This window comes from Streptomyces sp. NPDC001700, from assembly GCF_053596435.1.
The window spans coordinates 189,687-211,787 of record NZ_JBSFGE010000015.1; the positions used below are offsets into that span (position 1 = coordinate 189,687).

Genomic DNA, 22,101 nt, shown 5'->3' on the forward strand with positions numbered 1-22,101 from the left:
GTTCTATCTTGACGGTCCGTCAGACGAAGCTCGCGGCGCGGGAGGACGGACAGTGGACTTCACCTTCACCGAGGAGCAACAGGCGGCGGTCGAGGCGGCGAAGGCCGTCTTCTCCTCCACCACACCGGACGCGGTGCCCAGCCCCGCCCTCACCCCCGGCGCCGTCGCCGAGGACATCGACCGCGCGCTGTGGCGCAGGCTCGCCGACGCCGATCTGCTCGGGCTGATCGTCGACCCGCGCTACGGCGGCTCCGGGCTCGACCCCCTCGCCCTGTGCCTGGTGCTGCGCGAGTCCGCGAAGGTGCTGGCCCGGGTGCCCCTGCTGGAGACCGCCGCGGCCGCCCTCGCCGTGCAGCGGTACGGCGCGCCCGAGCTGTGCGCCGCCGTGCTGCCCCGGGCCGCCCGCGGCGATCTCGTGCTCACCGTGGCCACCGCCGGACGCACCGGCCACGGCCCGGCCGAACTCGCCGTCCAGGCACGCCAGGACGGCGCCGACTGGGTGCTGGACGGAGTGCAGACCGCCGTCCCCTGGGCCGCCGACGCCGACCTCCTGCTGATCCCCGCGCACACCGGCGCGGGCCGGGCGCTCCTCGCCCTGGTCCCCCGCGACCGGGCGGGTATCGGCCTGGACGGGCAGGTGTCCACCAGCGGCGAGCGACTGGCCGAGGTCCGGCTGGACGCGGTCCGGGCGGCCGGTCACGAGGTGCTGGACACGGACGGCGCCTGGGACTGGCTGCGCGCGCTGCTCACCACCGGCACCTGTGCGCTGGCCCTGGGCGTCGGCACGGCTGTGCTCGGCCTGACCAGCTCCTACACATCCACCCGTGAGCAGTTCGGCCATCCGCTCGCCACGTTCCAGGCGGTCGCCGTCCAGACCGCCGACCGGTACATCGATCTGCGGGCCATGGAGGCCACGCTGTGGCAGGCCGCCTGGCGGCTCTCCCAGGACGAGAAGGGCACGGACGAGAAGGGCACGGACGCGACGGCGAACGGGGTGCTGCCGGTCGCCGGAGACGTGGCGGTCGCCAAGATGTGGGCCGCCGACGGCGTACGCCGGGTCGTCCAGACCGCGCAGCATCTGCACGGCGGCTTCGGCGCGGTCACCGACTATCCGCTGCACCGCTATCACGCCTGGGCCAAGCATCTGGAGCTGTCGCTCGGCCCCGCCGCCGCCCACGAGGAGGAGCTGGGCGAACTCCTCGCCGCCCACCCCCTCGCCTGAGGCGACCCGCGACAGAGTAGGGGTATCCCTAGAGCACGAAGGCGCCGTCGGCCGTGCCGTCCTGGCCGCCGACCATCGGCCGACCGGACGCCTCCCAGGCGAGCATCCCGCCGTCCACGTTCACCGCGTCCAGGCCCTGGGCGACCAGATACTGCGTCACCTGCGCGGACCGCCCGCCGACCCGGCACATCACATGCACCCGGCGCCCCTCATCGACCGACTCGGTCAGCTCGCCGAACCGGGCGACGACCTGGCTCATCGGGATGTGAAGCGCGCCCTCGACATGCCCGGCCGCCCACTCGTCGTCCTCCCGGACGTCGAGCAGAAAGCCATCGGCCGGCACCGCCGCGGCCTCCACCTGGGGAAGCTGGGCAAAATGCATCACACACACCTCTCACATGACATGGGCGGCCCAGTGACATGGGCAGCCCGGCAAACCTACTACCGCGCCAGCTCCGCGAGCTGGGCCTCCTTCTCGGAAACCTGGGCGATCAGCTGCTCGGCGATCTCGTCCAGCAGCCGGTCCGGATCCTCCGGCGCCATCTTGATCATCGCGCCGATCGCGCTCGACTCAAGCTCGTTCGCGGCCTCGGCCAGCATCTCCTTGCGCTCGGCCAGCCACTCCAGCCGGGCGTACAGCTCCTCGCTGCGGCTCGCCCGCCGCTCGGGCGGCGGCGGACCGGCCTCCCACTCCTCGGCCAGCGCCCGCAGCGCCGCCTCGTCCCCGGCCGCGTACGCCGCGTTGACCCGCACGATGAACTCACCGCGCCGCTCCCGCTCGGCCCCCTCCTCGGCCAGGTCCGGATGCGCCTTGCGGGCCAGGTCCCGGTAGATCCGGCGGGCCTCCTCGCTCGGCCGCACCCGGGGCGGCGGCTGCACCGGCTGCTCGGTGAGCATCGCGGACGCCTCCGGCGACAGTCCGTCCGAGTCGATCCAGCCGTGGAACAGCTCCTCCACACCGGGCATCGGCTGCACCAGACCGCGTGCCTCACGGGCCCGTCGCTGGTCCTCCGGATCGCCGGTGCGCGCCGCGACCGCCTCGGCGATCAGCGCGTCCAGCTCGTCCAGGCGGGAGTACATCGGCCCGAGCCGCTGATGGTGCAACCGGGAGAAGTTCTCCACCTCGACCCGGAAGGTCTCCACCGCGATCTCGAACTCGATCAGCGCCTGCTCGGCCGCCCGCACCGCCCGCTCAAGACGCTCGGCGGCCCGCGCCTCTTCCTCGGACCGTGGTTCCTCGGACCGTGCTTCGTCGGATCCCGCGTGCTCGGACCGTGCCTCTTCCTCGGATCGCGCCTCCTCGGAACGTGCCTGCTCGGACTGTGCCTCGGCGGCCGCCCGGGATTCCCCCTGGGGCTCCGCCTCGGGCACCGCCCGCTGTGCCTGCTGCTGCGCTTCCCGGTTCGTCACCCGCTCAGCCTACGTGGGGCCTCTCTCGGGCCCCGAGCCTCACACCCCCGGCTCGGCCGCTATCCGCCCGGCGCGCACCGCGGTCAGCAGTTCCGCGTGGTCGGCCTCCGTACGGTCCGCGTACGCCACCGCGAAGTCGGCCATCGCCTCGTCCAGCTCCTCCCCCTTGCCGCAGTACCCGGCGAGCAGCCGCGGATCCGCGCTGTGCGCATGGGCCCGCGCCAGCAGCGCGCCCGTCATCCGCCCGTAGTCGTCCATCTGGTCGGCGGCCAGCGCCGCCGGGTCCACGCTCCCCTTGCGGTTGCGGAACTGCCGCACCTGGTACGGCCGCCCGCGCACCGTGGTCCAGCCCAGCAGAATGTCGCTGACGACCTGCATCCGCTTCTGGCCGAGCACCACCCGCCGCCCCTCGTGGACGACCTCGGGTATCTCGAAACCGGCCCGCCCCAGATGCGGCAGCAGCGCGGACGGCCGGGCCTCCTTCACCTGGAGCACCAACGGCTCGCCCCGGTGGTCGAGCAGCAGCACCACATACGAACGCGTCCCCACGCTGCCCGTGCCCACGACCCGGAACGCCACATCGTGCACCTCGTAGCGGGCGAGCAGCGGCAGCCGGTCCTCGGGCAGCGTGCCCAGATAGTCGCCGAGGGCCGCCGCGACCGCCACCGCCTCGGCGTCCGGCACCCGCCGCAGCACCGGCGGCGCGTCCACGAAGCGCCGGGCCACGGGCCGCCCGGAGGAGCCCCCGTCCCCGGGGACCGCCTCGGTGGCCTTGGCGGCGAAGCGCGCGCTCGTGTTCCGCCGGGCCTTCTCGGCGACCCGCCCCAGCGTCCCGGCCAGGTCCCGGGCGTCGGTGTGCGAGACCAGCTCCTCGTCCGCGATCGCGTTCCACGCGTCGGCGGCCGGGAGCTTGGCCAGCAGCCGCGCCGTGCGCCGGTAGGCGCCCGCCGCGTCGCGGGCGGCCGACCGGCAGGTGCCCTCGTCGGCACCGGCCTCCCGCCCGGCCAGCACCAGCGAGGCCGCGAGCCGCTTCACATCCCACTCCCACGGACCGTGGACGGTCTCGTCGAAGTCGTTCAGATCGATGACCAGACCGCCGCGCGCGTCCCCGTAGAGCCCGAAGTTGGCGGCGTGCGCGTCACCGCAGAGCTGGGCGCCGACGCCGGTCACCGGGGTGCCCGCCAGGTCGTGCGCCATCAGCCCGGCCGAACCGCGGAGGAAGGAGAACGGGCTCTCGATCATCCGCCCCACCCGTATCGGCGTCAGCTCCGGCAGCCGCCCGGCGTTCGACCGCTCGACCGCCGCGACCGCGTCCGGCCGCCCGGGGCCGGGGGACGGCAGCGCGGCGTGCGCCGAGCGCGGCACCCGCTTCCGCAGCGCCTTCCCCTCCTGCCGGGGCGAGGGGCCCTCACCGCGCCAGGCGGCGAACCCCGGGACCTGGGGCAGCCGCCGGGCCGCCCCGCCCACACCCGTGCCGTCAGCCATCACGCCCCCGCTTCGTTCTTCGCCCGTCACCAGCATCGCCGTCACCGGCATCGCCGACGGCGGCTCACTGCCGACGGCGGCTCACCGTCGACCGACCAGCACCGTACCCCCGATCACCCAGATCCCGTCAGGGCCTGTGGATAACTCCGGTAAGTCCGGCGAAGTCCCTGCTCAGGGCCGGAACTGGTCCGGACAGCCACCGCCTTCGGGCATATGGTCCTCGGCCCACCGCCCCAGTTCCTTCAGCGCGGGCTCCAGCGCCTTCCCCGCCTCCGTCAGCCGGTAGGCCACCCGCAGCGGAGGCCCGGAGTCCACTTCCCGGATCACCAGCCCCGCCGCCGCCAGTTCGGTGAGCCGGTCCGACAGCATCCGCTCGCTGATGCCCGGGATGGCCCGTCGCAACTCCGCGAAGTACGCCCCCTGTTGGGTCAGAACGGCCACGATCAGCCCCGTCCACCGCTTGCCGAACAGCTCGAAGACCCGGGTCATCTTGCCGTCGACCTGCTTGCACACGTGCTCGTCGTGGATCTCGTGCTCGCCGTGGGTCTCGCGCCCACCTCCGTCCGCCATGGAATACACGATACTGCGTTCCCGTTCGGTACTGCAGAAAAGTAAGCTACTGTGCCAATCGTAGGTACGTAGAAAACCACCGCTCCTTTGTGGAGCGCCTTGTCCACGGAGGCACCTCCATGCCCACACTTCTTCACCTCGACACCTCGGTCTTCCCCGGCGAAGCCTCCGCCTCCCGCGCGGTGACCGCCACCTTCCGCAAGGAGTGGGAGGCCCAGCACCCGACCGGCACGGTCATCTACCGCGACCTGGCCGCCGAGCCGCTGCCGCACCTCGACGGTCTCGCCGCCCAGGCCGGATTCGTCCCCGCCGAGGCCCACACCCCCGAGCAGCAGGCCGCCTTCGCGCTGCGCGACACCCTGGCCGGTGAGCTGGAGCAGGCGGACGTGGTCCTCATCGGCGCCCCGATGTACAACTTCACGATCCCCTCCACGCTCAAGGCGTGGCTGGACCACGTGATCATCATGGGCCGCACCTCCGGCGCCGAGCAGACCTCCACCTCGGGCACCCCGGCGATCGTCGTCGCCAGCCGGGGCGGCGGCTACGGCCCGGGCACGCCGCGGGAGAGCTACGAGTTCGTCACGACCTACCTGGAGAAGGCGCTGAAGGACGCGCTGGGCCTCGACGTCGAGTTCGTCGTGCCGGAGCTGACCCTGGCCCGCAGCAACCCGGCCATGGCCGAGCTGGTCGAGCTGTCGGACGCCTCCAAGGCGAAGGCCCACGAGGACGTCGCCTCGAAGGCCAAGTCGCTCGCCTCCCGCTTCGCCGCCTGATCAGCGGCCGGCCGCGGAACCGCGGGGCCGCCCCACCCGGGGAGGCCCCGCTTCCGTTTGTCCAAAAGGAGTCCAAACCGACGTCCCGGCCGAGCCGTTGAAGGCTGATGTGGATCAAGCCGAAGTGGCAGTGGATCAAGCCGAACTCGAGTCGGAACCGAGGAGAGCCACATAACGCGAAGCGGGCCCCTCCGAGCGACTTTCGTCACTCCGGAGAGGCCCGCTCCGACTGGTGCGCGAGGGGGGAGTTGAACCCCCACGCCCTTTCGGGCACTGGAACCTGAATCCAGCGCGTCTGCCTATTCCGCCACCCGCGCATGGGTGCTTGTCTTCCGCTCACCGCCTGTTCCGCGGGCCTTTCGGTCCGGTTCGCTGCGGCGCCTTCCGACATCCAGAACACTAGCACGCTGGGCAGGGTGGATTCACACTCGTTGTCGAGCCCCCGCGCGGAGGGGCTCCGTCGCGGTTGCGGGACACTGTCCAGAGGGCACCTCTACGATCCTGTGAGAGGTGACACTGCTCCGCAGGGCCAGGAAGGGGAACCACCCGATTTCCCGACGCGTGGATACGATCAGTAAGCAGTACCAGGACGACACTGAGCACGACTGAGGAAGGAGGTGCCCCGTGGGAGTACTGAAGCGCTTCGAGCAGCGTCTCGAGGGTCTCGTGAACGGCACCTTCGCCAAGGTGTTCAAGTCGGAGGTCCAGCCCGTCGAGATCGCGGGCGCGCTCCAGCGCGAGTGCGACAACAACGCGACCATCTGGAACCGGGACCGGACCGTCGTCCCCAACGACTTCATCGTCGAGCTGAGCACCGGCGACTACGAGCGGCTCGCGCCGTACTCCGGGCAGCTCGGCGACGAGCTGTCCGGCATGGTCCGCGAGTACGCCAAGCAGCAGCGGTACACCTTCATGGGCGGCGTCAAGGTCCACCTGGAGAAGGCCGACGACCTCGACACCGGCCTGTACCGGGTGCGCAGCCGGACCCTGGCCTCCAGCGAGTCCCAGAGCCCGGCGGCGGCCCAGCAGGCCCCGGCCCGCGGCGGCGGAGCACCGCAGCAGCGCCCGGGCGGCTACGGCCAGCCCGCGGGCGCGCAGCCCGCGGGCGCGCCGCCCATGCCCAGCGCCCCTCCCGCCGCCCGCCCCGGAGCCCGGAGCGGAGGCGCGGGCGTCGGCCCGCAGCCGCAGGGTCAGACCCGGCGCTGGATTGAGATCAATGGCACTCGCCACCAGATCTCCCGGTCCACCCTGGTTCTGGGCCGCAGTACCGACGCTGACGTGCGCATTGACGATCCCGGTGTCTCCCGCAGGCACTGCGAAATCCGGGTCGGAACACCGCCGACCGTCCAGGATCTGGGGTCGACGAACGGCATCGTGGTGGACGGACAGCACACCACCCGCGCTACGCTCCGCGACGGCTCACGGATCGTCGTGGGCAGCACCACCATCGTTTACCGGCAAGCCGAAGGGTGAAGCGGGGGCAATGTCAGAGCTGACCCTCACGGTCATGCGGTTGGGTTTCCTCGCCGTACTGTGGCTGTTCGTCATCGTGGCCGTTCAGGTCATCCGTAGCGACCTGTTCGGGACCCGCGTGACACAGCGCGGTTCGGCGCGCCGTAGCGCCCCCGACCGGCCGCAGCAGCAACAGCGGCAGCAACAGCAGACCGCACCGCCCCAGCAGCGCCAGCAGCCCTCGGGCCGCGGTCGCCGCGGGGCCCCCACCAAGCTGGTGGTCTCCGAAGGCACCCTGACCGGCACCACGGTCGCGCTCCAGGGTCAGACCATCACTCTCGGTCGTGCGCACGATTCAACAATCGTGCTGGACGACGACTACGCCTCCAGCCGGCATGCCAGGATCTACCCGGACCGTGACGGCCAGTGGATCGTCGAGGATCTCGGCTCCACCAATGGCACCTATCTCGACCGGAACCGGCTCACCACACCGACACCGATTCAGCTGGGTGCACCGATCCGCATCGGCAAGACCGTCATCGAGCTGCGGAAGTAGTAGGACCATGACGACCGGAGGGTGGGCAGCGTGGTTGGCAAGGGGCTGTACCCGGAGCCGACGGGCGAGGTGCGCATGAGTCTGTCACTGCGTTTCGCCGCCGGGTCCCACAAGGGCATGATCCGGGAGGGCAACGAGGACTCCGGCTATGCCGGCCCCCGGCTGCTCGCCATCGCCGACGGCATGGGTGGCCAGGCCGCCGGCGAGGTCGCCAGCTCCGAGGTGATCTCCACCCTGGTCCAGCTCGACGACGACGTCCCCGGCTCGGACATCCTGACCTCCCTGGGCAGCGCCGTGCAGCGGGCCAACGACCAGCTGCGGGTCATGGTCGAGGAGGACCCCCAGCTGGAGGGCATGGGCACCACGCTCACCGCCCTGCTGTGGACCGGTCAGCGGCTCGGCCTCGTACACGTGGGCGACTCGCGCGCGTATCTGCTGCGCGACGGCGTGCTCACTCAGATCACCCAGGACCACACCTGGGTGCAGCGGCTCGTCGACGAGGGCCGCATCACCGAGGAGGAGGCGGGCACCCACCCGCAGCGCTCCCTGCTGATGCGCGCGCTCGGCAGCGGCGACCACGTCGAGCCCGACCTGTCCATCCGTGAGGTCCGGGCCGGCGACCGCTACCTCATCTGCTCCGACGGCCTGTCCGGCGTCGTGAGCCACCAGACCCTCGAGGACACCCTCGCCAGCTACCAGGGACCGCACGAGACGATCCAGGAGCTGATCCAGCTCGCGCTGCGCGGCGGCGGCCCCGACAACATCACCTGCATCGTCGCCGACGTCCTCGACGTGGACGGCGGCGACACCCTGGCCGGTCAGCTCAACGACACCCCGGTGATCGTGGGCGCGGTGGCCGAGAACCAGATCCCCCTCGGGGACGGCGGCGCCGGCAACACCCCGGCGAGCCGCGCCGCCGAGCTGGGGCGCAACCGTCCCGTACCGCAGCAGGGCGACGAACCGGGCGGCTTCGGTCCGCCCGGCAGCGGCGACCCGGGCCTCGGCGGACCGCCCGAGGGCAGTTACGGGGCCTACGCGGAGGGCGACTACACCAAGAAGAGCGGCCGCACGACCTGGGTCAAGCGGTCGCTGTTCATCGCGCTGGGCCTCGCCGTGCTCGGCGGCGGCCTCTACAGCGGCTATCAGTGGACGCAGACGCAGTACTACGTGGGCTCCAACGGGGACCACGTGGCGATCTACCGGGGCATCAGTCAGGACCTCGCGTGGATCAAGCTCAACAAGGTCCATGAGGATCACCGCGAGATCGAACTCAAGTACCTCCCGACCGATCAGCGCAGCCGCGTGGAGGACACCATCGCGGTCAGCGGGCTCGGTCAGGCCGAGGACAAGACGAAGGATCTCGCCACTCTCGCCAGCGCCTGCAGAAAGGCTGACGCACAGCGCAAGGCCGAGGAGAGCCAGAAGGACCTCACCGGCGGCAAGGGGCAGGCCGGCGGCGGATCCGGAGGCAAGACAGGTAGCAGCGGCAGCACGCCGCAGAGTCAGAGCGCGACGACGGGGTTGCGCGCCGCCAAGGCCACACCGACGCCGAAGAACACGGCGCCGTCCTCTCCCACTCCGAAGCCGGGTCCCACCCTGTCGGAGCAGGAGAAGGAGTTGGTCCCGCAGTGCAGCAGCACCCAGCCGTGAAGCCGTGAGAGGGCCGCCCACCCATGAGCAGTAGTACGACCAACACGACCACGATCAGTACGGCCGGTCCACCGAGCCGCCGCAACACCGAACTGGCCATGCTGGCGTTCGCGGTGATCATCCCGGTCTTCGCGTACGCCAACGCGGGCCTGGCGCTCAGCGACGAGCTGCCCTCGGGCATGCTCAGCTACGGCATCGGGCTCGGCCTGCTCGCGGGCATCGGCCACATCGTGGTGCGCAAGTTCACCCCGTACGCCGATCCGCTGCTGCTGCCGATCGCCACGCTCCTCAACGGCCTCGGCCTCGTGATCATCTGGCGGCTGGACCAGTCGAGGCGGCTGGCCCAGCGGGCGGAGGACATCGGTCAGACCTTCGCCCCCTCCGCGCCCAACCAGCTGATGTACTCGGCGATGGGCGTGGCCCTGTTCGTGGCCGTCCTGATCCTCCTCAAGGATCACCGGATTCTGCAGCGGTACACCTACATCTCCATGATCGGCGCGCTGATCCTGCTGATCCTGCCGATGTTCTTCCCGGCCCGGTTCGGCGCACGCATCTGGATCACCGTCGGCTCCTTCTCCATCCAGCCCGGCGAGTTCGCCAAGATCATCATCGCGGTCTTCTTCTCCGGCTACCTCATGGTGAAGCGGGACGCGCTCGCGCTGGCCAGCCGCCGCTTCATGGGGCTCTACCTGCCGCGTGGCCGTGACCTCGGTCCGATCCTGATCGTCTGGGCCATGAGCATCCTGATCCTGGTCTTCGAGACCGACCTCGGAAGCTCGCTGCTGTTCTTCGGCCTGTTCGTCGTCATGCTGTACGTGGCGACCGAGCGCACCAGCTGGATCGTCTTCGGTCTGCTGATGTCCGCGGTCGGCGCGGTCGGCGTCGCCTCGTTCGAGTCGCACGTGAAGGTCCGTGTGATGGCGTGGCTGCACCCGTTCGCCGTCTACGACACCCCCCGGCCCAGCTGGGCCACCACCGACCAGATCGCCCTCTCCCTGATGGCCTTCGGCTCCGGCGGCGTCTCCGGCACCGGCTGGGGCCAGGGCGCCTCCGACCTGATCGGCTTCGCGGCCAACTCCGACTTCATCCTCGCCACCGTCGGCGAGGAGCTGGGGCTGGCCGGCACCATGGCGTTCCTCCTGCTCTACGGCCTGATCGTGGAGCGCGGCATGCGCACCGCCCTGGCCGCCCGGGACCCGTTCGGCAAGCTGCTGGCGGCGGGCCTGTCCGCCGCGTTCGGCATCCAGGTCTTCGTCGTCGCGGGCGGTGTGATGGGTCTCATCCCGCTGACCGGTATGACGATGCCGTTCGTGGCCTACGGCGGTTCGTCGGTGCTCGCCAACTGGGCACTGGTCGCGCTTCTCATCAAGATCAGCGACACCGCCCGGCGGCCCGCGCCCGCGCCCGCCCCCTCCACTGACGCCGAGATGACTCAGGTGGTCCGCCCGTGAACAAGCCTCTGCGCCGAATCGCGATCTTCTGCGGCCTCCTCGTCCTCGCCCTGCTGGTGCGGGACAACTGGATCCAGTACGTCCAGGCGGACGGCCTCAAGACCCATGAGCAGAACCGCCGTGTGGCGATCGAGCAGTACAGCCAGCCGCGCGGCAACATCATCGTCGACGGCCGACCGATCACCGGGTCCGTGGAGACCGACGGGGTCGACTTCAAGTACAAGCGCACGTACAAGAACGGTCCGATGTGGGCGCCGGTCACCGGATACGCCTCGCAGGCGTTCGGCGCGACCCAGATCGAGAGCATCGAGGACGGCATCCTCACCGGCAACGACGACCGGATGTTCTTCAACCGTACGGTCGACATGTTCACCGGCAAGAAGCCGAAGGGCGGTGACGTCATCACCACCCTGAACGCCAAGGCCCAGGAAGCCGCTTACAAGGGCCTCGGCAAGAACAAGGGCGCCGTCGCCGCGCTCGACCCGCGCACCGGCAAGGTCCTCGCCCTCGCCTCCACCCCGAGCTACGACCCGTCGAAGTTCGCGGGCAGCTCGACGAGCGACGCGGACGTCTGGAAGGGGATGTCGAAGGACAAGGAGGAGCCGACGCTGAACCGGGCGCTGCGGCAGACGTACCCGCCCGGCTCCACGTTCAAGGTCGTCACCGCCGCGGCGGCGCTGGAGAACGGCAAGTACACGGACATCGACGGAGCGACCAACTCGCCGCTGCCGTGGAAACTGCCGCTGTCCAGCCAGCCCCTGCCCAACGAGGGCAACATCCCCTGCAAGAACGCCACCATGCGGCAGGCCCTGCGCTACTCCTGCAACACCGTCTTCGGCAAGCTCGGTGACGATCTGGGCAAGGACAAGATGCTGGAGCAGGCGAAGAAGTTCGGCTTCAACGACGAGGTCTTCATGCCCGTCCGCGCCTCCGAGAGCGTCTACCCCGAGAAGATGGACCGGCCGGGCAACGCCCTGTCCTCCATCGGCCAGTTCGACACCCGCGCCACCCCGCTGCAGATGGCCATGGTCGCCTCCGGGATCGCCAACGACGGCAAGCTGATGAAGCCGTACATGATCGACTCGCTGCGCGCCCCGAACCTGACCACGATCGACCAGACCAGCCCGGAGGAGATGAGCCAGCCGCTCAGCTCGGAGAACGCGGGCAAGCTCCAGGACATGATGGAGACCGTGGTCAAGGAGGGCACCGGCACCAACGCCCAGATCCCGGGCGCCACGGTCGGCGGCAAGACCGGTACCGCGCAGCACGGCGTCGACAACAGCGAGAACCCGTACGCCTGGTTCATCTCGTACGCCAAGACCGACGAGGGTTCCCCGGTCGCGGTCGCGGTCGTGGTGGAGAGTTCCGACACCCTCCGCGACGACATCGCGGGCGGCAAGCTGGCGGCGCCGATCGCCAAGGATGTGATGAAGGCGGTACTGGACAGCGAGCGCGACAAGTGACGCCGGTCACGCCCTGATGCCAATCCCGCACGTCGTCGTACCGGTCCGGTATCAAGAATCGGCCGAGGCCGGGTCCCGTAAGACGTGCCGGGTACCGTATGCGCGAGCAGCACTTCGCCGGCCCCCCACACAGGGTGCGGCCGGGAATGACGGAAGAGGGCTGGAGTAGCTATGGAAGAGCCGCGTCGCCTCGGCGGCCGGTACGAGCTGGGCTCGGTGCTCGGCCGCGGTGGCATGGCCGAGGTCTACCTCGCGCACGACACCCGCCTCGGCCGCACTGTCGCCGTGAAGACGCTCCGGGTGGACCTCGCCCGCGATCCGTCCTTCCAGGCCCGGTTCCGCCGAGAGGCCCAGTCGGCAGCCTCGCTCAACCATCCCGCGATCGTCGCGGTCTACGACACCGGCGAGGACTACGTCGACGGTGTCTCGATCCCGTACATCGTGATGGAGTACGTCGACGGCTCGACTCTGCGTGAGCTTCTCCACTCCGGGAGAAAGCTGCTCCCCGAGCGCTCGATGGAGATGACGGTCGGGATCCTCCAGGCCCTGGAGTACTCGCACCGGAACAACATCGTCCACCGGGACATCAAGCCGGCGAACGTGATGCTCACGCGCAGCGGCCAGGTCAAGGTGATGGACTTCGGCATCGCCCGCGCCATGGGCGACGCCGGTATGACCATGACGCAGACGGCGGCCGTCATCGGCACCGCGCAGTACCTCTCCCCCGAGCAGGCCAAGGGCGAGACCGTCGACGCGCGCAGCGACCTCTACTCCAGCGGCTGTCTGCTGTACGAGCTGCTGACGGTGCGGCCGCCGTTCGTCGGGGACTCCCCGGTGGCCGTGGCCTACCAGCACGTACGGGAAGAGCCGCAGCCGCCGAGCACGTACGACCCCGACATCACCCCGGAGATGGACGCGATCGTCCTGCGGGCCCTGGTCAAGGACCCCGACTACCGCTACCAGTCGGCCGACGAGATGCGCGCCGACATCGAGGCGGCACTTGAGGGCCAGCCGGTCGCCGCGACCGCCGCGCTGGGCGCGGTCGGCTACGGCTCGGGCGACCAGCCCACGACGATGCTGCGGCCGCAGGACGCCGGTCCGGCGACCTCGATGCTGCCCCCGATGCGGGACGACGACGGCGGCTTCGGCTACGACGACCGGTCGGACCGGCGGCGCGGCGGCCCGGAGAAGAAGAGCAACCTCTCGACGATCCTGCTGGTGGTGGCCGGCGTCCTGGTGCTCGTCGGCGCGATCTTCGTCGGCAAGGCGATCTTCAGCGGCAACGCCAAGAACGACTCGATGGTCCCGGTGCCCTCGCTGGTCGGGAAGACGTTCAAGGAGGCCAGCGCCCAGGGGGAGAACGGCGACTTCAAGGTCGAGAAGGCCGGCACCGACTTCTGCGACCAGCCGAAGGACACGGTCTGCCGCCAGGATCCCGAGAACGGTGAGGTCAAGCGCTACGACACGGTCCAGCTGACCATGTCGAAGGGCAAGAAGCCGGCCGAGAAGGTCGAGGTCCCCGACGTCCTCAACGTCCAGTTCGACTCGGCGAAGGCGTCCCTGGAGGCGAAGGGCTTCGAGGTCGACAAGGCGACCGAGGAGTCCGACCAGACCGCGAACAAGGTGATCCGCCAGAGCGTGGACTCGGGCAAGAAGGTCGCCAAGGGCACCAAGATCACCCTGACCGTCGCCGCGCCGCAGCAGCAGGTCCCCGTCCCCGACGTGACCACCAAGCCGCTCGCGGACGCCGAGACGGCCCTCAAGGCCCAGGGCTTCAAGGTCCAGTCGACGGAGCAGGACAGCGCCGACGCCCAGGCGGGCACGGTCATCAGCCAGGACCCGGCCGGTGGCGGAACGGCCGCGCCGGGGTCGGTCATCAACCTGACCGTCGCCAAGGCCCCGGATCAGCAGCAGCAGGTCCCGGTGCCCAACCTGGGCGGCCAGAAGCTCAAGGACGCCAAGAAGGCCCTCCAGGACCTCGGGCTCAACGTGGGCAACATCAACGGCCCGCAGGACGACAACGCGACCGTGGTCGCCAGCAACCCCGGCGCGGGCACCCAGGTGCCCAAGGGCCAGTCCGTGAACCTCGTGACGGTCCAGGGCAACGGGAACGGGAACGGCGACGATGACGACGGAGGCTTCTTCGGCGGCCTCGGCTAGCCCGCCTCGCGGACAGCACAGCGCGTCACAGCACGTATCGCACGGGGAAGCCCCCGGCGCCCATCGAGAGGGCGCCGGGGGCTTCCCCGTGGTGCGGACAGCTGTGGAGTGCGCTCAGCGCAGCTCTTCGGGGGGCGTACGGTCCGCGTCGACCTTCTCGGTACGCACCAGCTCGCCCCAGACGACGTAGCGGTACTGCGAGGTGTAGACCGGAGTGCAGGTCGAGAGCGTGATGTAGCGGCCCGCCTTCTTCTTGCCCGACTCCTTCGGGACCGCGTTCAGCACGTCCACGTTGAACTTCGAGGTCTCGGGCAGCGTCTCGTAGACCTTGTAGACGTACCAGCTGTCCCGGGTCTCGAAGACCACCGGATCGCCGTCGTGGATCTTGTCGATGCCGTGGAACTTGGCGCCGTGCCCGTCCCGGTGGGCGGCCAGCGAGAAGTTGCCCTTCTTATCCCACGGCATCGCGGACTTGACCGGCTCCGTGTAGTACCCGGCGACGCCGTCGTTGAGGATCTTGGCCGAGGTGCCCTTCTTCACCAGCACCTCACCGTCGCCCATGGCCGGTACGTGCAGGAAGCCGATGCCGTCCTTGGTGTCGAGCCTGCCCGGCCCCCGGTCGGCCCAGTGCTTGCGCACCTGGTCGCCCTGCTTCTTCGCCTCCCGGTCGGCGAGAACGTTCGTCCACCACAGGGAGTAGGCCACGAAGAGGGCCAGGATCAGCCCCGCGGTGATCAGCAGCTCGCCCAGCACTCCGATGGCCGCCGCGATCCGCCCGCGGCCGGAGGAGCCGCGGGTCGGCTGGGCGGGCTGGGTGGGCTGGGCTGGCGGGGCGGGGTCCTGCCCCTGCCGCTGGTCGTCGTCGGTCCGTGCCACCGCGTCGTTCCCCTTTTCTGGATCTTCCCGGTCCTACTCGACCAGTGCGTCCGGCTTCCCCTCGCTGCGCGGCCGCTCGTCGACCATCTTGCCCCAGACGATCATCCGATAAGTGCTGGTGAACTCGGGGGTGCAGGTCGTCAGCGTGAGGTAGCGGCCCGGTTTGCTGAAGCCGGAGCCGGGCGGCACCGGGCCGATGACGCCCGTGTTGGAGGGGGACGTCTGCGGCAGGATGCTGGTCATGTCGTAGGTGTAGAACCGGCTCTGCGTCTCGACGACGATCTTGTCGCCGGGCTTGAGGCGGTTGATGTAGCGGAACGGCTCGCCATGGGTGTTGCGGTGCCCGGCGAGCGCGAAGTTGCCCTTCTTGTCCCACGGCATCGCGGTCTTGAGCTTGCCCTTGGCGTAGTGGCCGACCATGCCGCGGTCGAGGACCTTGTTCTTGTCGATCCCCTCGGCGATCGGGGCCTTCACGTCCAGCTTCGGGATGTAGATGATCGCGAAGCCCTGGCCGGGGGAGAACACGCCCGGATCGCGGTCCGCGCCCTTCGTGTCCCACTGCTTCTGCAGATCGCCCGCCGCGCCGTTCGCCTGCTGGTGCGCCCGGATATTGGTCCACCACAGCTGGTACGTCACGAAAAGCAGCATCACCACGCCGAGGGTGATGAATACCTCGCCCACCACCCGGCTCGCCAGCACGCCCGGGCTGTCCTTGCGGGCGCGGGCGGCGCGCTTGGCCTCCATGCGGGTGCGGGGCCGCGCCGCCGCTCCCGCCGAGGCGCCTGTAGCCCCTGTGGCGGCCGTACCGCCCCGCGCCCGGGCACCGTGCCGTCCGCCGCGCTTCGCGGCCTCCTGAGCCGCTTTGCGGCGGGCCGCGCGGCCACCGGGGGACGGCGCCTCGTCCGCCCGGTTCTGCTCGACGGTCCGCAGCGGCATGGTCCGGTCGTGGGCGGGGGGCGCGGCGCTGGCGGCCACGGCCCGCAGTGCCATCGTCTCGTCGTCGTCCCCGGAAGCCGCCGGGGGAGCCGCCGGGGGAGCCGCCGGAAGGTCGGAAGCGACGGGGGCCAGGACGGCCGTCTCGCCCGCGCTCACGGGGGCGGCGGGAGCGGCGGGTCCTGTGGGTCCTGTGGGTCCTGTGTGCCCGGCGGGGCCTGCCGCTGCCGACCGGGCGCGCCGTCGGCCGGTGGGCGCCGCGGCCGCCTCGTCGGGGCGCTCGTCCGTGGCCGCGGGACGGGCGCGGCGGCGCCGTCCGGTGGGGTGCGGCTCGGGACCCGGTACGGCGCCCGGGGCAGGCTCCGGGGCGCCCTGGGCCGCGCCCTCGGGCCCGGGGCGCGGTGCGGTCACTCGACGGCCTTGCCGCCGACCGCCCCGACCACCGGGGCGAGCCCCGTGGACCGCTCTATCGCGTCCGTGTCGCCGCACTCCGCCAGCCAGTTGGCGAGCATGCGGTGGCCCCATTCGGTGAGCACCGACTCGGGGTGGAACTGGACACCCTCGACCCGTAGTTCACGGTGGCGCAGCCCCATGGCGATGCCCGTCTCCGTCCATGCGGTGATCTCCAACGCGTCCGGGACGGTGCCCCGTTCGACCGCGAGGGAGTGGTAGCGGGTGGCGGTGAAGGGCGACGGCAGCCCGCTGAAGACGCCCGCGCCCTCGTGGGTCACCAGCGACGTCTTGCCGTGCAGCAGCTCCGGAGCGCGGCCGACGACGCCGCCGTAGGCGACGGCCATGGACTGCATCCCCAGGCAGACGCCGAACACCGGCACGCCGGTGTCCGCGCAGTGCCGCACCATGTCGACGCAGACGCCCGCCTTCTCGGGGGTGCCGGGGCCAGGGGAGAGCAGCACGCCGTCGAAGCCGTCCTGGGCGTGCGCGAGGGAGACCTCGTCGTTGCGCACCACCTCGCACTCGGCGCCGAGCTGGTAGAGGTACTGGACGAGGTTGAAGACGAAGCTGTCGTAGTTGTCGACGACCAGGACGCGCGCGCTCATCGGGGACCCGCCATTCCCTGGTCGACGGTCACGTCGTTGAACGGCAGCAGCGGCTCCGCCCACGGGAAGACGTACTGGAAGAGCACGAACACGATCGCCAGCACGAGTACGAGCGAAATCGCCGCCCGCGTCCATGCGTTACCCGGCAGATGCCGCCAGATCCAGCCGTACATGCCGTCCCTACTCACCGATGACGAAGTCGATTGCAGCACCGGAGTGCAGGACCAGAGTAAAGGTCCGGGGGTGGGGCCGGTGGGTCAGCCGGACAAAGCCTTGGGCTTGCCTTGGGCAACGGTTTGGGTGGCGTCGAGGTGCGCCCAGGCGATCAGCCGGTGGCTGTGCCCCCACTCCGGCTCACAGGTCGTGAGCGTCAGATAGCGCCCGGGGCCGCGGAAGCCGGATGCGCGCGGGACCGGGTCGAGCACTCCGACGTCGGTCGGCAGGGTGCGGTAGGGGCGTCCGGCGATGCGGTACGTGTACCAGGTGGTGCCGTCGGACAGTACGACCGCGTCGCCGGGGCGCAGCCGGGGGAAGTCCTTGAAGGGGTCGCCGTAGGTGCGGCGGTGCCCGGCGACCGCGAAGTTTCCCGTGGCGCCGAGGCGGGCGGTGCCCGCGTAGTGCCCGAGCCCTTTGCGCAGGGTGGCGGCTTCGGTGCCCTGGAGGACGGGCTTGGCCCAGTCGGCGCCGAAGCGCGGGATGTACATGATCGCGAAGGATCCGCCGCTCTCGTAGCGGCGCGGCCGTGGCGCGGACCGGTCGGCACCGGCCGCGGCGACCGGCCCGGCGGCCCAGCGGTCCTGGAGGTGGTCGATCTCGCCGTCCATGGCCTGGTCGGCGCGGACGGAGGTCCAGTAGAGGAGGTAGACGACGAAGAGGAGGATCAGGGTGCCCGCGGTGACGCACAGCTCGCTGAGCGTCCTGATGACCAGCCGGATCCTCTTCGGCCCCTTCGGCCCCATCGGCCCCCCATCGGCGCGCGGCTACGGGACGGGCTGTGCCTGGTGCAGATCCACTGTGCCGGAGTAGCCGGGAAGAGTCACCGTGTCGTGCTGGTCGACTTTCCAGCCGAGGCCGTACGCCTCGACATAGGAGCGGTAGTTCTGGATGGCGGGGGAGGCGGTGAGCGCGGTGTTCAGCCGGTCCCGGTCACCCACGGCGGTGATCTTGTAAGGCGGGGAGTAGACCCGGCCCTGGAGGATCAGGGTGTTGCCGACGCAGCGCACGGCGCTGGTGGAGATCAGCCGCTGGTCCATCACCTTGATCCCCTTGGCGCCGCCCTGCCACAGCGCGTTGACCACGGCCTGCAGGTCCTGCTGGTGGATGACGAGGTCATTGGGCTGCGGGTCGGGCACGCCGGGGATCTGGGGGGTGGCGTTCGGCGGGGCGTCGGTGAGGGTGACGGTGAGCCCGGAGCCGCTCAGCCCCCGGGTTCCCGCGGTCTTCTCCAGGTTCTCCAGCTTGCGCTGCTCGGCCTTGCTGCTGCCGTTGTCGCGGCGGGCGAGGGCGTCGACGTCGGAGCGCATCTTGGCGGCGCTCTCGTCGAGGGTGCCGTTCTTGCGGCTGCGCTCCTGGATGAGATCGGACAGCCGCAGCATCGATTCATCGCTGCGGATGTCGGTGCCCTGGGCCGTGTTGAAGCTGGTCCAGAAGATGATCCCGGCCAGCGCGAAGACGGCTCCGGTCAGCAGCCGGACGGGCCGGAAAGCGGGGCGGCGGGACGCCGGGGTGGGGGAGTCAGCGGAATTGCTCAACGTACCCTTACTCCTTACGACGCCGCGGAAGGACTACGCTAACTGACGTGTCGGGGAGGGCAGTGGTCCCCTTCACCGTCCCGCCCCGGCGCCGTCCGTACACAGCCCCCGCGCGGTCACGCAGCGCATCGACAGGAGAGTTCCTCGTGCCGAAGTCACGGATCCGCAAGAAGGACGATTTCACGCCGCCGCCGGCCAAGCAGGCGACCAGCATCAGCCTGAGCAGCGGCCGCCGCTGGGTGGCGCCGCTGATGCTGGCGATGTTCCTGATCGGCCTCGCCTGGATCGTCCTCTTCTACGTGACGACAGGGGACATGCCGGTCAAGTCCCTGGGCAACTGGAACATCGTGGTCGGCTTCGGCTTCATCGCCGCGGGGTTCGTCGTCTCCACCCAGTGGAAGTAGAACCGCTCCGCAGAGCCTGTCCACAGGGTTATCCACAGGCGGGGAAAACTCAGAAGATCTGTGGATAACCTCTGTCGCATTGACGCCGGTGTGACCGGTAGAACGGTCGCGTTCGATCACTCACACCGGCGTCTTCCTGCGAAAACGCAGGTCAGCGGGGAAACGCACAGATGTTCTCCACAGGCTGCGCAAGATCGACCACGTGCTGTGGACAACTGACCGAACCCACCCCGTTCGAGACCCCGCCCGGGCCCGCCCCGCGCCGCGCCGCGGTCCCGCCCCGCGCCGCGGTCAGCCGGTGAGCTGGAGCGTACGGACCCAGACCGTCGCCACGATCGCGAGCAGCATCACGGCGCAGGCGGCCCGCTGCACCAGGGCGCGCCGCTCGCGCGGGGCGTGCACCATCGCGTACGCCACCAGCGTGCCGACCACCAGGCCGCCCACATGCGCCTGCCAGGCGATGCCGGACCAGCCGAAGGTGAAGATGAGGTTCAGCACGAGCAGCGCGATGACGGGGCGCATGTCGTAGTTGAGCCGTCGCATCAGGACGGCGGTGGCGCCCAGCAGGCCGAAGACCGCGCCGGAGGCGCCCAGCGAGGGCTGGTTCTGCGCGGCGAGCAGATACGACAGCGCGCTGCCGCCGAGCCCGGACAGCAGGTAGAGCGTGAGGTAGCGGGCGCGGCCGAGCGCGGCCTCCAGCGGGGCGCCGATCCACCACAGGGACAGCATGTTGAACGCGATGTGCATGGGCTCCTGGTGCAGGAAGACCGCGGTCAGCAGCCGGTACCACTGCCCCTCGGCGACGCCCACTATGTCGGCGGTGCCCGGGTTGAAGGCCCGGCCGACCAGGTCGAAGTCGTCCACCAGCCGGTCGCCGGTCCCCAGCACCGCCAGCCAGACGGCGACGTTGAGGCCGATCAGGATCTTGGTGACCAGGCGCGGATCGGCGGTGTACGCGCCGCCGGCTATGGTCCGCGGCTCGGCCGCGCGCCGCGGCGGCCCGGGGGGCTCACCGGGGGCGGACGCACCACCGCGCACGCACTCCGGGCAGTGGAACCCGACCGAGGCGCTGATCATGCACTCCGGACAGATCGGGCGCTCACAGCGGGTACAGCTGATGCCGGTCTCCCGCTGCGGGTGCCGGTAACAGCAGACCGCCTGGTCCTCCATGGTGTCCCTTCGCCCCCTGTCCGCGGACTCGCGCGCGTTCCCCCGCCCCGCTTGTACACACGGACAAGCGGGGCGCGGAGTTCCCGTGCGGGGTTCAGCCCTCCCGGGTCTCCACGACGACGGACTCGATCACGACGTCCTGGAGCGGGCGGTCGGTGCGCGGGTTGGTCGCGGCACCCCCGATGGTGTCGACGACCTTCTTGCTGGCCTCGTCGACGACCTCGCCGAAGATGCTGTGCTTGCCGGTCAGCCAGGTGGTCGGGGCAAGGGTGATGAAGAACTGCGAGCCGTTGGTGCCCGGGCCGGCGTTGGCCATGGCCAGCAGGTACGGCTTGTTGAACGACAGGTCCGGGTGGAACTCGTCACCGAACTCGTATCCGGGGCCGCCGGTGCCGTTGCCCAGCGGGTCACCGCCCTGGATCATGAAACCGCTGATCACGCGGTGGAAGACGGTGCCGTCGTAGAGCTTCTCCGCGGCCTTCTTGCCGGTGGCCGGGTGGGTCCACTCGCGCGTGCCCTCCGCGAGCTCCACGAAGTTCTTCACCGTCTTGGGGGCGTGGTTCGGCAGCAGCCGGACCACGATGTCGCCGTTGTTGGTCTTGAGGGTGGCGTACAGCTGCTCGGCCACGATCTACCTTCCATCGTTTTCGCTTCCTTGCCCTGATCCTCGCACGGACCCGAGCGCGACGAGTAGCCGCCGAAGGCGCACGCGGCGCGCCATTCCGCGTGTTTTCCGGGAGAATCTTCCCTATGACCCGGATGCCGGTTCACGCATGCCGCGTGGGCTGCGAACGGGCATGATCTCCACAAACAGGCATGATCTTTCTTCGGATGGAAACACGAAACTGCGCACATGCAGCTCAGCACTCTGCACCCCGGAGCATCACCACGCCACCGAGGAGGAGGATCCCGTGACCCGCATTGACAGCGTGCGAGCCGCGACCGGCACCGCGAAGGACAGCGTCCTGCACGCCGCGGAGGCGGTGGCGCCGTACGCCGGCACGGCCAAGGACACCGCCACGCATTACGCGCACGAGGCCCGCGTACGGCTGGCACCGAAGGTCTCCCAGGCCGCGCACCAGGCCCGCTGCGCGGCCGGGGGCCAGTACCACGCGCATGTCGCACCCCGGCTCAACCAGGCCCGCGGCACCCTGCCGCCCAAGGTGGACGCGGCCGCCGTCCGCGCCGCCAAGCGCACCCGCAAGGCCGCGCGGCAGGCCGCCGACTACACCGGGCCGCGCGTCGAGCACGCGGTGGCCGGAGCGCGCGCGGCCGCCGGACCGGCACGCGAGGAGGCCGTCACGCGGGCGGGCGCCGCCGTCGCGGCGCTGCGCACCCATGTGACGGCGGCCGACATCGAGAAGCTCGCCCGCAAGCGCCGCCGCCGGGCCAGCATGGGCCGCGCCGCCAAGCGGGCCACCTTCATCGGCCTGGTGGGCGCCGGTGTCTACGCCGCCTGGAAGTGGTGGGACCGGCAGGCCAACCCCGACTGGCTGGTCGAGCCCCCGGCGGCGACCGAGGTGGGCGACCGCGAGCGGCTGGCCGCGGTGGACGGCAGCGACCAGAGCACCCTCGACCCCGAGGTGCAGGCCAAGCAGGCCGAGGCCGAGGCCGGGAAGGACGACGACCAGCGCTGACGCTCTCGCCGTCGCACCCTCGTCGCACCCGGCCGAGGGGCGGAGGACCGCGGAATTCCGGCCGCGGGATCCCTCCGCCC

The 22,101-nt window shown here is 70.6% G+C and carries 22 protein-coding genes and 1 tRNA gene; 10 read left to right on the forward strand and 13 right to left on the reverse strand.

What is annotated here, in order from left to right:
- Nucleotides 1–52: 52 nt before the first annotated feature.
- Complete coding sequence (locus ACWC5C_RS27040; RefSeq protein ID WP_450879398.1) at nucleotides 53–1,222, forward strand: acyl-CoA dehydrogenase family protein; 1,170 nt, start codon at nucleotides 53–55, stop codon at nucleotides 1,220–1,222.
- Nucleotides 1,223–1,250: 28 nt separating this feature from the next.
- On the opposite strand, the gene ACWC5C_RS27045 is transcribed toward ACWC5C_RS27040, so the two are convergent.
- The 4 genes from ACWC5C_RS27045 to ACWC5C_RS27060 all read right to left on the reverse strand — a co-directional run bounded on the left by ACWC5C_RS27045 (nucleotide 1,251) and on the right by ACWC5C_RS27060 (nucleotide 4,687).
- Nucleotides 1,251–1,604, reverse strand: coding sequence for a rhodanese-like domain-containing protein (locus ACWC5C_RS27045; RefSeq protein ID WP_450879400.1), 354 nt, complete (start codon nucleotides 1,602–1,604; stop codon nucleotides 1,251–1,253).
- Between the two features lie 59 nt (nucleotides 1,605–1,663).
- On the reverse strand, nucleotides 1,664–2,632 hold the full coding sequence (locus ACWC5C_RS27050; protein ID WP_450879402.1) for a hypothetical protein: 969 nt from the start codon (nucleotides 2,630–2,632) through the stop codon (nucleotides 1,664–1,666).
- A 39-nt stretch (nucleotides 2,633–2,671) separates the two neighbouring features.
- Nucleotides 2,672–4,117 (reverse strand): DUF2252 domain-containing protein, encoded by a 1,446-nt coding sequence (locus ACWC5C_RS27055; protein ID WP_450879404.1) that lies wholly within the window; start codon nucleotides 4,115–4,117, stop codon nucleotides 2,672–2,674.
- A gap of 171 nt (nucleotides 4,118–4,288) precedes the next feature.
- Complete coding sequence (locus tag ACWC5C_RS27060; protein ID WP_450879406.1) at nucleotides 4,289–4,687, reverse strand: winged helix-turn-helix transcriptional regulator; 399 nt, start codon at nucleotides 4,685–4,687, stop codon at nucleotides 4,289–4,291.
- Between the two features lie 119 nt (nucleotides 4,688–4,806).
- Between ACWC5C_RS27060 and ACWC5C_RS27065 the strand changes: the two genes are divergently transcribed.
- On the forward strand, nucleotides 4,807–5,460 hold the full coding sequence (locus tag ACWC5C_RS27065) for an FMN-dependent NADH-azoreductase (RefSeq protein ID WP_450879408.1): 654 nt from the start codon (nucleotides 4,807–4,809) through the stop codon (nucleotides 5,458–5,460).
- Between the two features lie 230 nt (nucleotides 5,461–5,690).
- Here ACWC5C_RS27065 and ACWC5C_RS27070 read toward each other — a convergent pair.
- Nucleotides 5,691–5,777: transfer RNA gene (locus ACWC5C_RS27070), tRNA-Leu, on the reverse strand.
- 307 nt (nucleotides 5,778–6,084) lie between these two features.
- Between ACWC5C_RS27070 and ACWC5C_RS27075 the strand changes: the two genes are divergently transcribed.
- From ACWC5C_RS27075 to pknB, 6 genes are all read left to right on the forward strand, one after another.
- Nucleotides 6,085–6,933, forward strand: a complete 849-nt coding sequence (locus tag ACWC5C_RS27075; RefSeq protein WP_450879410.1) for an FhaA domain-containing protein — start codon at nucleotides 6,085–6,087, stop codon at nucleotides 6,931–6,933.
- Nucleotides 6,934–6,943: 10 nt separating this feature from the next.
- Nucleotides 6,944–7,468: an FHA domain-containing protein FhaB/FipA gene (locus ACWC5C_RS27080; protein ID WP_385446017.1), complete on the forward strand. Its 525-nt coding sequence runs from the start codon at nucleotides 6,944–6,946 to the stop codon at nucleotides 7,466–7,468.
- A gap of 75 nt (nucleotides 7,469–7,543) precedes the next feature.
- The gene (locus ACWC5C_RS27085; RefSeq protein WP_450879450.1) at nucleotides 7,544–9,118 is read left to right on the forward strand and encodes a PP2C family protein-serine/threonine phosphatase; all 1,575 of its coding nucleotides are present in this window, start codon (nucleotides 7,544–7,546) and stop codon (nucleotides 9,116–9,118) included.
- A gap of 23 nt (nucleotides 9,119–9,141) precedes the next feature.
- Nucleotides 9,142–10,569: an FtsW/RodA/SpoVE family cell cycle protein gene (locus tag ACWC5C_RS27090; RefSeq protein ID WP_385446020.1), complete on the forward strand. Its 1,428-nt coding sequence runs from the start codon at nucleotides 9,142–9,144 to the stop codon at nucleotides 10,567–10,569.
- A complete protein-coding gene (locus ACWC5C_RS27095; RefSeq protein WP_450879412.1) occupies nucleotides 10,566–12,032 on the forward strand; it encodes a peptidoglycan D,D-transpeptidase FtsI family protein in 1,467 nt (488 codons plus the stop codon). Before ACWC5C_RS27090 ends, ACWC5C_RS27095 begins: the two co-directional genes overlap by 4 nt.
- Before the next feature lie 171 nt (nucleotides 12,033–12,203).
- Nucleotides 12,204–14,192: a Stk1 family PASTA domain-containing Ser/Thr kinase gene (gene pknB / locus ACWC5C_RS27100; RefSeq protein ID WP_450879414.1), complete on the forward strand. Its 1,989-nt coding sequence runs from the start codon at nucleotides 12,204–12,206 to the stop codon at nucleotides 14,190–14,192.
- 114 nt (nucleotides 14,193–14,306) lie between these two features.
- Here the strand turns inward: pknB and ACWC5C_RS27105 are convergent, their stop codons facing one another.
- The 6 genes from ACWC5C_RS27105 to ACWC5C_RS27130 all read right to left on the reverse strand — a co-directional run bounded on the left by ACWC5C_RS27105 (nucleotide 14,307) and on the right by ACWC5C_RS27130 (nucleotide 18,810).
- Nucleotides 14,307–15,068 carry a class E sortase gene (locus ACWC5C_RS27105; protein ID WP_450879416.1) on the reverse strand — a complete coding sequence of 254 codons (762 nt, stop codon included), beginning with the start codon at nucleotides 15,066–15,068 and terminating at the stop codon, nucleotides 14,307–14,309.
- A gap of 33 nt (nucleotides 15,069–15,101) precedes the next feature.
- Nucleotides 15,102–16,412: a class E sortase gene (locus tag ACWC5C_RS27110; protein WP_450879418.1), complete on the reverse strand. Its 1,311-nt coding sequence runs from the start codon at nucleotides 16,410–16,412 to the stop codon at nucleotides 15,102–15,104.
- Nucleotides 16,409–17,059, reverse strand: coding sequence for an aminodeoxychorismate/anthranilate synthase component II (locus tag ACWC5C_RS27115; RefSeq protein WP_450879420.1), 651 nt, complete (start codon nucleotides 17,057–17,059; stop codon nucleotides 16,409–16,411). Before ACWC5C_RS27115 ends, ACWC5C_RS27110 begins: the two co-directional genes overlap by 4 nt.
- Nucleotides 17,056–17,247, reverse strand: a complete 192-nt coding sequence (locus tag ACWC5C_RS27120) for a hypothetical protein (RefSeq protein ID WP_450879452.1) — start codon at nucleotides 17,245–17,247, stop codon at nucleotides 17,056–17,058. Before ACWC5C_RS27120 ends, ACWC5C_RS27115 begins: the two co-directional genes overlap by 4 nt.
- Nucleotides 17,248–17,316: 69 nt before the next feature.
- A complete protein-coding gene (locus ACWC5C_RS27125; RefSeq protein WP_450879422.1) occupies nucleotides 17,317–18,018 on the reverse strand; it encodes a class E sortase in 702 nt (233 codons plus the stop codon).
- A 21-nt stretch (nucleotides 18,019–18,039) separates the two neighbouring features.
- Nucleotides 18,040–18,810: a DUF881 domain-containing protein gene (locus tag ACWC5C_RS27130; protein ID WP_385446028.1), complete on the reverse strand. Its 771-nt coding sequence runs from the start codon at nucleotides 18,808–18,810 to the stop codon at nucleotides 18,040–18,042.
- A 146-nt stretch (nucleotides 18,811–18,956) separates the two neighbouring features.
- On the opposite strand from ACWC5C_RS27130, the gene crgA reads away from it, so the two are divergent.
- A complete protein-coding gene (crgA, locus tag ACWC5C_RS27135) occupies nucleotides 18,957–19,214 on the forward strand; it encodes a cell division protein CrgA (protein WP_385446029.1) in 258 nt (85 codons plus the stop codon).
- Nucleotides 19,215–19,505: 291 nt separating this feature from the next.
- On the opposite strand, the gene ACWC5C_RS27140 is transcribed toward crgA, so the two are convergent.
- Both ACWC5C_RS27140 and ACWC5C_RS27145 read right to left on the reverse strand, forming a co-directional pair.
- Nucleotides 19,506–20,384, reverse strand: a complete 879-nt coding sequence (locus ACWC5C_RS27140; protein ID WP_450879424.1) for a rhomboid family intramembrane serine protease — start codon at nucleotides 20,382–20,384, stop codon at nucleotides 19,506–19,508.
- Between the two features lie 94 nt (nucleotides 20,385–20,478).
- Complete coding sequence (locus ACWC5C_RS27145; protein ID WP_385446032.1) at nucleotides 20,479–21,012, reverse strand: peptidylprolyl isomerase; 534 nt, start codon at nucleotides 21,010–21,012, stop codon at nucleotides 20,479–20,481.
- Nucleotides 21,013–21,295: 283 nt separating this feature from the next.
- On the opposite strand from ACWC5C_RS27145, the gene ACWC5C_RS27150 reads away from it, so the two are divergent.
- On the forward strand, nucleotides 21,296–22,021 hold the full coding sequence (locus tag ACWC5C_RS27150; RefSeq protein WP_385446033.1) for a DUF5324 family protein: 726 nt from the start codon (nucleotides 21,296–21,298) through the stop codon (nucleotides 22,019–22,021).
- Nucleotides 22,022–22,101: the final 80 nt, after the last annotated feature.

What these genes read in the sequence shown, in the direction of transcription:
- ACWC5C_RS27045 (WP_450879400.1), bottom strand. Translation starts at nt 1,604, where the DNA reads ATGCATTTTGCCCAGCTTCCCCAGGTGGAGGCCGCGGCGGTGCCGGCC.
- ACWC5C_RS27055 (WP_450879404.1), bottom strand. Translation starts at nt 4,117, where the DNA reads ATGGCTGACGGCACGGGTGTGGGCGGGGCGGCCCGGCGGCTGCCCCAG.
- ACWC5C_RS27060 (WP_450879406.1), bottom strand. Translation starts at nt 4,687, where the DNA reads ATGGCGGACGGAGGTGGGCGCGAGACCCACGGCGAGCACGAGATCCAC.
- ACWC5C_RS27065 (WP_450879408.1), top strand. Translation starts at nt 4,807, where the DNA reads ATGCCCACACTTCTTCACCTCGACACCTCGGTCTTCCCCGGCGAAGCC.
- ACWC5C_RS27080 (WP_385446017.1), top strand. Translation starts at nt 6,944, where the DNA reads ATGTCAGAGCTGACCCTCACGGTCATGCGGTTGGGTTTCCTCGCCGTA.
- ACWC5C_RS27085 (WP_450879450.1), top strand. Translation starts at nt 7,544, where the DNA reads ATGAGTCTGTCACTGCGTTTCGCCGCCGGGTCCCACAAGGGCATGATC.
- ACWC5C_RS27090 (WP_385446020.1), top strand. Translation starts at nt 9,142, where the DNA reads ATGAGCAGTAGTACGACCAACACGACCACGATCAGTACGGCCGGTCCA.
- pknB (WP_450879414.1), top strand. Translation starts at nt 12,204, where the DNA reads ATGGAAGAGCCGCGTCGCCTCGGCGGCCGGTACGAGCTGGGCTCGGTG.
- ACWC5C_RS27115 (WP_450879420.1), bottom strand. Translation starts at nt 17,059, where the DNA reads ATGAGCGCGCGCGTCCTGGTCGTCGACAACTACGACAGCTTCGTCTTC.
- ACWC5C_RS27125 (WP_450879422.1), bottom strand. Translation starts at nt 18,018, where the DNA reads ATGGGGCCGAAGGGGCCGAAGAGGATCCGGCTGGTCATCAGGACGCTC.
- ACWC5C_RS27140 (WP_450879424.1), bottom strand. Translation starts at nt 20,384, where the DNA reads ATGGAGGACCAGGCGGTCTGCTGTTACCGGCACCCGCAGCGGGAGACC.